This is a genomic window from Sinomonas sp., from assembly GCF_036848755.1.
Taxonomy (GTDB): domain Bacteria; phylum Actinomycetota; class Actinomycetes; order Actinomycetales; family Micrococcaceae; genus Sinomonas.
The window spans coordinates 1-9029 of record NZ_DAIUJO010000131.1 but is presented as its reverse complement, the minus strand read 5'-3'; the positions used below and the strand labels follow the sequence as shown (position 1 = coordinate 9029).

General features: G+C 66.9%; 9 protein-coding genes. 6 read left to right on the top strand and 3 right to left on the bottom strand.

The genetic code is table 11. From position 1 onward, the window contains the following. The 3 genes from V7053_RS16245 to rpmH all read right to left on the bottom strand — a co-directional run. The coding region (locus V7053_RS16245; RefSeq protein ID WP_334173312.1) for a membrane protein insertion efficiency factor YidD at positions 1-175 on the bottom strand (175 nt) is incomplete at its 3' end. Beyond that, a complete protein-coding gene (rnpA, locus tag V7053_RS16240; protein WP_334173310.1) occupies positions 175-567 on the bottom strand; it encodes a ribonuclease P protein component in 393 nt (130 codons plus the stop codon). The genes V7053_RS16245 and rnpA, both read right to left, overlap by 1 nt. A gap of 48 nt (positions 568-615) precedes the next feature. Continuing rightward, a complete protein-coding gene (rpmH, locus tag V7053_RS16235; protein ID WP_005268235.1) occupies positions 616-753 on the bottom strand; it encodes a 50S ribosomal protein L34 in 138 nt (45 codons plus the stop codon). Positions 754-1269: 516 nt separating this feature from the next. On the opposite strand from rpmH, the gene dnaA reads away from it, so the two are divergent. The 6 genes from dnaA to V7053_RS16205 all read left to right on the top strand — a co-directional run. Further along, positions 1270-2682, top strand: coding sequence for a chromosomal replication initiator protein DnaA (gene dnaA, locus V7053_RS16230; protein WP_334173309.1), 1413 nt, complete (start codon positions 1270-1272; stop codon positions 2680-2682). Positions 2683-3142: 460 nt separating this feature from the next. Continuing rightward, positions 3143-4267 carry a DNA polymerase III subunit beta gene (gene dnaN / locus V7053_RS16225; RefSeq protein ID WP_334173308.1) on the top strand — a complete coding sequence of 375 codons (1125 nt, stop codon included), beginning with the start codon at positions 3143-3145 and terminating at the stop codon, positions 4265-4267. 76 nt (positions 4268-4343) lie between these two features. Then, positions 4344-5228: a phosphogluconate dehydrogenase (NAD(+)-dependent, decarboxylating) gene (gene gnd / locus V7053_RS16220; protein ID WP_334173307.1), complete on the top strand. Its 885-nt coding sequence runs from the start codon at positions 4344-4346 to the stop codon at positions 5226-5228. A 30-nt stretch (positions 5229-5258) separates the two neighbouring features. Beyond that, positions 5259-6545 (top strand): DNA replication/repair protein RecF, encoded by a 1287-nt coding sequence (recF, locus tag V7053_RS16215; RefSeq protein WP_334173306.1) that lies wholly within the window; start codon positions 5259-5261, stop codon positions 6543-6545. Further along, positions 6545-7081 carry a DUF721 domain-containing protein gene (locus V7053_RS16210; protein WP_334173305.1) on the top strand — a complete coding sequence of 179 codons (537 nt, stop codon included), beginning with the start codon at positions 6545-6547 and terminating at the stop codon, positions 7079-7081. Before recF ends, V7053_RS16210 begins: the two co-directional genes overlap by 1 nt. Positions 7082-7303: 222 nt before the next feature. Next, positions 7304-9029, top strand: a 1726-nt coding sequence (locus tag V7053_RS16205; RefSeq protein ID WP_443022654.1) for a DNA topoisomerase subunit B, incomplete at its 3' end; no start/stop codon positions are given.

Sequence of the window (9029 nt, the reverse complement as noted above, 5' to 3'; positions counted from 1 at the left end):
CCGAGCAGGATGGGTAGAACCGGCACACCTGCCCGTACAAGGGGGAAACCACGGCTCGGTACGCCGTGAGCAGCAGAATCAGCACGTTTCTCGGCAGGTCCCAGAGAAAGCGGCCGACGGCGGGCGCAGGCTTGGAGGGCGTAGGCGCGCCAGCGGCGTCGCTCACCGCAGCCATCAGCCAACCTCCGTTCCGCTGTCATGTGAAGCCCTAGCTTCGGGTGCCGGCGCAAGCCGGCGCAGCGCCCCGCGCCACGCGGACGCGTAGTCGCCGCGAAGAGTGGGCCAATCCGCGGAAGCCGCGGCGGGCAGGGCGCGCACGACGACGTCGACACCCGTTGGCCTGTCCCGCAGGGTCTCTGCGGCAGCTTCCCTCAGCCTCCTCTTAACGAGGTTCCGCGTGACGGCGTTCCCCACCGCCTTGGAGACGATGAAGCCGAAGCGCGAGGGAGCGCCGTCGTCCGAAAGGGCCGCATACAGCACGACGTTCCGGCGCCCTTGTCGGACGCCGGAACGTACGGTATGCGAGAAGTCGGCGCTCGTGCGCACCCGATGCCGGGCGGGAAGCATCCTGACCGCTAGAGCAGCGTCACTGCCGAGGCCGAGCCGGTCCCGGCGTCAGGCCGAGAGTTCCGAGCGGCCCTTCGAGCGACGGGCCGCCAGGATGGCGCGGCCGGCGCGGGTGCGCATGCGAAGGCGGAAGCCGTGCTTCTTGGCACGACGACGGTTGTTCGGCTGAAAAGTCCGCTTGCTCACGGTGGTCACTCCAGTGGTTCCGGGGCGTCTGCCCAAGGGGCGCGGGTGGCTCTGGCGGACGCGGTATAGGCGGTGCCTGCCGCCCCGCCGCGCCTCATGCCGGTCGCCCCGGTCCAGCGGGTAGCTGGTTTCCGACGGCGCCCGAGGGCATGCGACAAGGACAGTAGACAGACACAAAGGACTTAACGACGTTAGGGCAGGAGCGGTGCGGCCGTCAAACTGACGCATCGCCCGGCCTGCCGTCGAGCCACTCGGCTGGGCTCCGCAAGAGGCTTCGAAGCAAACTCTCGGTTCTTTATCCCCAGCTGTGGTGAAACGCACTCGGGTCCTGTGGACAGCGAGCTGCCGCCGCACGGAGGGTGAACTCCACCAGTGTAATTCACAGAGGCGCTCTCCCCAGTTCTCATCTGGATTCTCCGTACTCTAGGCTTGCTCAATGCACCCCCCTCCTGCATGTGGACAGCCATGTGGACAAAGGGGGTGACCATCAGCGGCAGAAAGCGGCAAGAAGGGCATATGGGCATTGAGGAGGCCAACGAGGCCAACACGGTCGGCAGCTCGTGGCGGCGCGTCGTGCGCTTGCTCGAGGAAGACGACCGCGTCACGCCTCGGCAACGCGGATTCGTTGTCCTCGCCCAGGCCCAAGGACTGATCGGATCGACCCTGCTCGTCGCCGTCCCCAACGAGCTGACCCGCGAAGTCCTCCAGACCCAGCTCAAGGAGCCGCTCGACACCGCACTGCGCCTCGTCTTCTCCGACGACGTCCGCTGCGCGATCGACGTCGACACCGAGATGGTGCCGGCGCGCGAGGAAATCTTCGAGCCCGTGAAACGGCCCGAAGCAGTCCCGGACCTGCGACCGGCCCCGACCCCGCCGAGCACCTCCCAGGAGTTCGGCCGGCTGAACCCCAAGTACACGTTCGACACGTTCGTCATCGGCGCGTCGAATCGCTTCGCCCATGCGGCGGCCGTGGCCGTCGCCGAAGCTCCCGCGAAGGCCTACAACCCGCTCTTCATCTACGGCGATTCGGGCCTCGGCAAAACGCACCTCCTGCATGCGATCGGCCACTACGCACGGCGTCTCTACACCGGCATCCGGGTGCGCTACGTGAACTCGGAGGAGTTCACGAACGACTTCATCAACTCGATCCGAGACGACGAGGGCACAAGCTTCAAGGCGACCTATCGCAACGTCGATCTCCTGCTCATCGACGACATCCAGTTCCTCGCTGGCCGTACGGGGACGATGGAAGAGTTCTTCCACACGTTCAACGCCCTCCACAACAGCAACAAGCAGGTGGTCATCACCTCCGACCAGCCGCCCAAGGCGTTGCACGGCTTCGAGGACCGCATGAAGTCCCGCTTCGAGTGGGGACTCCTCACCGACATCCAGCCCCCGGACCTGGAAACCCGCATCGCGATCCTCCGGAAGAAGGCGAACAGCGAGGGCCTGTACGCACCGGACGATGTGCTGGAGTACATCGCCTCGCGGATCGCATCGAACATCCGGGAACTCGAGGGTGCGCTGATCCGTGTCACAGCGTTCGCGAGCCTCAACAAGCAGCCGGTCGATGTCGCCCTCGCGGAGATGGTCCTCAAGGACCTGATCATGGACGATTCCGCCCTCGAGATCACCGCGGACCAGATCCTCCAGGAGACGGCGGCCTACTTCAAGCTCACGGTCGAGGAGCTCAACAGCAAGTCGCGGACGCGGACTCTCGTGACAGCACGCCAGATCGCGATGTACCTCTGCCGCGAGCTCACGGACATGTCGCTTCCAAAGATCGGCCAGGTCCTCGGCGGTCGCGACCACACCACGGTCATCCACGCCGATCGGAAGATCCGGGAGCTGATGGCGGAACGCCGGGCCATCTTCAATCAGGTCACGGAACTCACGAACAAGATCCGGCAGGCTCAGCGGGGCGTCTGACTCTCGCCCCCGTCCAGAGACTTTGGTCCCGAACAGCTTTCCTGTCATTCCTTATTAACAGGCGCCTGTGGACAACCCTGTGGAAGGTTAAGTGCACATCTCCGGTGCATGGCCTTAAAAGTCGCCCTCCGCCTGTGGAGAGAGCAAATGACAAGAATCTGACCGTCCACAGCTCCCAACGGCACCGTCCGCATGCCCTCAACACTTCGTGAACAGCCCGGACCCGCGTCTTCGCTGAGCAGAAGGCCGTTTTCCACAGTTTCCACAGCAGTTATTAACACCACGAATCCCAAAAAATCTGAGATCCCCAGATAACAGGAACCCGGCCCCCGCACGCCCTGCCCATCGGAGCCCCCAAAGCACCCACCACCGTTGAACGCGCCGCTGATCTTGCGGCTAAGCTGTCCCCAGTGCGCACAGGGCGGCCACTCACCCATCGTTGAAAGGCGGGAACCCTTCCGTGAAGTTCCGAGTCGAGCGGGATGTCCTCACCGAGGCAGTGAGCTGGGCGGCACGTTCCCTCTCCCCGAGACCTCCGGTCCCCGTCCTCTCCGGCCTGCTCCTCAAAGCGCACGACGGCGTCGTCAGCCTGAGCAGCTTCGATTACGAAACCTCGGCGCGGCTTGAGATTCCCGCGGAGATCGGGGCCGAAGGCACCATCCTGGTCTCCGGCCGCCTGTTGGCGGACATCTGCCGCAGCCTCCCGGCCGCACCGGTCGACGTCGAAACCGACGGCTCCAAGGTCACCCTCACGTGCCGACGTAGCTCGTTCCACCTTGCGACCATGCCGGAGGCCGAGTACCCGCCGCTTCCCGGTCTGCCGCCCCTGACGGGCGCCGTCTCAGGGGATGCCTTCGCCCGGGGGGTCGCCCAGGTGATCATCGCCGCTAGCAAGGACGACACCCTGCCGATCCTCACGGGCGTCCGAATGGAGTTCGAAGACGAACTCATCACCCTCCTCGCAACTGATCGGTATCGGCTAGCGCTGCGCGAGATCCCCTGGAAGCCTGCGTCCCCATCGGTGTCGACGAGTGCCCTCGTGAAGGCAAAGACGCTCAACGAAGTGGCAAAGACCCTCGGAGGCTCGGGTGAACTCAACATCGCCCTCGCCGATGACGATTCCCGCCTCATCGGATTCGAAAGCGGCGGCCGCACCACCACTTCGCTCCTCGTCGACGGCGACTACCCCAAGATCCGCTCACTGTTCCCGGAGAGCACGCCTATCCACGCGATCGTCTCGACGCAGGAACTCGTCGAAGCGGTACGCCGCGTCTCCCTCGTCGCCGAACGCAACACCCCCGTGCGCTTGGCGTTCTCGGACGGCCTCGTAGCGCTTGACGCCGGCACCGGCGAGGACGCCCAGGCGTCTGAAGAACTCGAGGCCCAGCTGACCGGCGAGGACATCACGGTCGCCTTCAACCCGCACTACCTCATCGAGGGCTTGAGCGTCATCGAGGCTCCCTACGTGCGCTTCTCGTTCACGAGCGCACCGAAGCCTGCGATGCTCACCGCGCAGAAAGAGCTCGAGGGTGACGACGAGATCGGCTACCGGTACCTCGTCATGCCCGTCCGGCTCCCGAACTGAGCAGCCTTCGCCTGCAGGCCTCGACTCCGCACTTTCCAAGGCCCTGTGCCCACCACGCCTCGTCGAAAGGAACACCATGCATTTTGGATTGATCGGCCTCGGCAAAATGGGCTTCAACATGCGGGAACGGGCGCGGCGCGCTGGTCTCGAGGTCACGGGCTATGACCGGAACCAGGATGTCGCCGACGTCGCATCCATCGACGAGCTGGTCGCGGCGCTGCCGGCTCCACGCGTCATCTGGGTCATGGTCCCGGCTGGCCCGGTCACGGACGCCGTCATCACCGAACTCGGCGAGAAGCTCTCAGCTGGCGATCTCGTGATCGACGGCGGCAACTCGCGCTTCACCGAGGACCAGCGGCACGCTGCCGAGCTCAAGGGCAAGGGGATCCGTTTCGTCGACTGCGGCGTGTCCGGCGGCGTCTGGGGCCTGCAGAATGGCTACGGGCTCATGGCCGGTGGCGAAGCGGAAGACGTCGAAGCGGCCATGCCGATCTTCGACGCGCTGCGTCCCGAGGGCGAGCGAGCCGACAGCTTCGTCCACGTCGGCGGGATCGGCGCAGGCCACTACGCCAAGATGGTCCACAACGGCATCGAGTACGGCCTCATGCAGTCCTACGCTGAGGGCTACCAGCTGCTGGCCGCGAAGGACATCATCACAGACCTCCCGGGCACCTTCCGCGCGTGGCAGAAGGGCACCGTCGTCCGTTCGTGGCTCCTCGACCTCCTGGTCAAGGCGCTCGAGGAGGATCCGGGACTCGACAACATCGACGACTACGTCGAGGATTCGGGCGAGGGGCGGTGGACCGTGGAGGAGGCCATCGCCAACGCCATTCCCGCGCCGGCGATCACCGCCGCCCTGTTCGCCCGGTTCGAGTCGCGGGAGGACAGCTCGCCCGCCATGAAGATGGTCTCCGCGCTCCGCCACCAGTTCGGTGGCCACGCGACCCGTCCCGCCAAGTAGCAGGGTCGGGGAAAGGACGGTCTCGCCCCGGTGTACGTCGAACGGCTTTCGCTCACGGATTTCCGGAGCTATCCGCAGCTCGACCTCACCCTCGAGCCGGGGCCGACTGTCCTCGTGGGCCCCAACGGAGTCGGCAAGACGAATGTCGTGGAGGCCCTCGGCCTGCTCTCCACACTCTCTTCCCACCGGGTTTCCTCGGACGCCCCGCTCGTGCGTTTCGGCGCAGGTCAGGCGATCGTGCGGGCGGGATTCGTGCGGGGGGCACAGCGCTCCCAGCTCGAGCTCGAGATCAATCCCGGAAAGGCGAACCGGGCCAGGATCAACCGGGGGGCACCCCGCCGCGCACGGGAGCTGCTCGGGATAGCCCGGACGGTCCTGTTCGCGCCCGAGGACCTCGCACTCGTCAAGGGCGATCCGTCGGCCCGCCGCCGTTTCCTGGACGAGCTGCTCACGGTGCTCGCGCCACGTCACGCCGGGACGCGCTCCGACTACGAGCGGGTCCTGAAGCAGCGCAACGCCCTCCTCAAGTCGGTGCGCACGTCTCGTTCCCGTGGCAGCCGGATTCCCGACGCGCAGGGAGCCACTGTCGAGTCGACGCTGGATGTCTGGGATCAGCACCTCGCGAAGGTCGGCGCGGAACTGCTTGCCGCGCGGCTCGCCCTCGTCGAACGCCTCCGGCCCCACGTCGCGACAGCGTACGCCCAGCTGACCGACGGATCGAAGGCCGCACAGCTCGCCTACCGCTCGTCCATTGAGGGTTTCGTGCCCGATGATGAGGCCGAAGCTCCGCCCGGCACCCTCGGAAGCGTCAACCCGCCGTCGTCCGCTTCGGCAGGCGCGGGACTTGAGACGCTGCCCGTCGAGGAGATCGCCGCCCGCTACCTCTCGGCGCTTGCGGCAGCGAGGCCGAGCGAACTCGAACGGGGCCTCTCGCTCGTGGGGCCGCACCGCGATGAGCTCGAGCTCCTGCTCGGCCAGGCCCCGGCGAAGGGCTTCGCCTCGCACGGCGAGACGTGGTCGTTCGCGCTCGCCCTGCGGCTCGCGTCCTACTACGTGATGCTCGACGATTCGACCGTCGAAGGCGACGAGCCCGTCCTCATCCTCGACGACGTATTCGCCGAACTCGACGTCGCGCGCCGAACACGCCTCGCCGCAATCGTCGCAGGGGCGGAGCAGGTCATCGTCACCGCGGCCGTCGACGCCGACATACCGGCCGAGCTTTCCGGCCGTCGGGTCCGCGTCGTCCCCGGCGGGATCGAGGGGGGCGACGACGCCGCAGGCTCGGGTGCCTTGCGTACCGGCAGCGGGGGCTCCTGATGGCCGAAGCAGACCAGCCCGAGGTCGATGCGGCCCAAGCGGCCCTCAACCGGGTCCGGCAGGCGGCCGAAGCCAGAGGCGAGGTGCGCACTCGGACCACTGGCTCGCTTGCCCCGACGGGATCCGGCCCTGCTGGAGCGCGGCGCGGCGCCATCCGCAGGGGCGAGCCGGGCTACGGCGGCCGCGACCCGCTCGGCCTCGGCAGCGTCGTCAAGCGCATGGTCGCCGAGCGCGGCTGGTCCTCCCCCGTCGCCATCGGCTCGGTCATGGCCCGGTGGCCGGACCTCGTGGGCCCGGAGGTCGCATCGCACTGCACTCCCGAAAGCTTCGAGGACACGACTTTGCGCGTGAGATGCGATTCGACGGCGTGGGCGACCCAGCTCCGCCTGCTCAGCGCGGCGCTCCTGGACCGGTTCTCCCGGGAGCTGGGGCCCGACGTCGTCCGTACGCTGCAGGTCATCGGCCCAGCGGCCCCGAGCTGGCGAAAGGGAGTCCGGCACGTCCGCGGCCGCGGGCCCCGCGACACCTACGGATAAATCGGGCCAGCCTCTTGACAGCGGGAGCCGGAAATCCCGGTCTGTGCCTCTCGTGGCCCGGGAGGCACACTCCCCCTTGGTCGGCGGCCTGAGGAGCCGCCATTTCGGCCCCTAAAGGCTTCCCATGGGCACCGACAGGCCGCGCGTGTCCGGGATTGCGCGGCTGACCCGGTAGAATTGACACGTTAAGCCTGCCTACCAAAAGAGGGGTCGAGACCGCCTGTGTCTGACGAGAGCGCAGCGAACGCGTCGAGCGAGCCTGGGACCAACCCGCCGGATGCTCCAAGGGAATACGGGGCGAGCAGCATCACAGTGCTCGAGGGCCTCGAAGCCGTCCGCAAACGCCCTGGCATGTACATCGGATCGACTGGTCCCCGCGGCCTCCATCACCTCGTGTACGAAGTGGTCGACAACTCGGTCGACGAGGCCCTCGCGGGGTACTGCGACCACATCAAGGTGACTCTGCAGCGCGACGGCGGCGTCCGCGTGGAGGACAACGGGCGCGGCATTCCGGTGGACATCCACCCGACAGAGGGCAAGCCGACCGTCGAGGTCGTCATGACGATCCTCCACGCCGGCGGCAAGTTCGGCGGCGGCGGGTATACCGTCTCGGGCGGCCTGCACGGCGTCGGCATCTCGGTTGTCAACGCGCTTTCCACGCGGGTCGACACCGAAGTGCGCCGGCAGGGCCACGTATGGAGGATGTCGTTCCGCGACGGCGGGCACCCCGTGGGTGGCCTCGAGCAGGGCGAGGCGACGGACGCGACCGGCACGATCCAGACGTTCTACCCGGACCCGTCGATCTTCGACAGCGTCGAATTCGACTTCGAGACGCTCAGGGCACGCTTCCAGCAGATGGCCTTCCTCAACAAGGGCCTGCGCATCACCCTCACCGACGAGCGCACGGCGCAGGTCGACGAGGAGGAGCTCGCGGACGAGGCGGAGCACGCTCCGGAGCCGCGAACCGTCGACTACAAGTACGACGACGGCCTCCTCGACTATGTCCAGCACCTCAACTCCTCGAAGAAGATCGAGGTGATCCACGAAGAGGTCATCGCGTTCGACAGCACGGACACCGAGCGTCGGATGGCCCTCGAGGTCGCGATGCAGTGGACCACCGCGTACGCCGAGTCGGTGCACACCTACGCGAACACGATCAACACCCACGAGGGCGGCACGCACGAGGAAGGCTTCCGCGCGGCGATGACGTCCCTCGTGAACCGCTACGCGCGCGAGAAGGGCATCCTCAAGGAAAAGGAGGACAACCTCACGGGCGACGACGTCCGCGAGGGCCTGACCGCCGTCATCAGCATCAAGCTCGCCGAGCCGCAGTTCGAGGGCCAGACGAAGACCAAGCTCGGCAACTCCGAGGCGAAGGGCTTCGTCCAGCGCGTCGTCACCGATCAGCTCGGGGATTGGTTCGAGCGCAATCCGGGACCGGCCCGGGACATCATCCGCAAGGCGATCCAGGCTTCGCAGGCTCGCATGGCGGCCCGCAAGGCCCGCGACAACGCTCGCCGCAAGAGCCCGCTCGAGTCCTTCGGCATGCCAGGGAAGCTCTCGGACTGCTCATCCAAGGATCCCTCCGAGTGCGAGGTCTACCTCGTCGAGGGTGACTCGGCCGGTGGTTCCGCAAAGCGCGGCCGCAACCCCAAGACGCAGGCGATCCTCCCGCTCCGCGGCAAGATCCTCAACGTCGAGCGGGCGCGCCTGGACAAGGCCCTCGGCAACGCCGAGATCCAGTCGATGATCACGGCGTTCGGCACGGGCATCGGCGAGGACTTCGACATCGCGAAGCTGCGGTACCACAAGATCGTCCTCATGGCCGATGCGGACGTCGACGGCCAGCACATCACCACGCTGCTCATGACCCTGCTGTTCCGCTACATGCGGCCGCTCATCGAGAACGGCTACGTGTACCTTGCGCAGCCGCCGCTCTACCGCATCA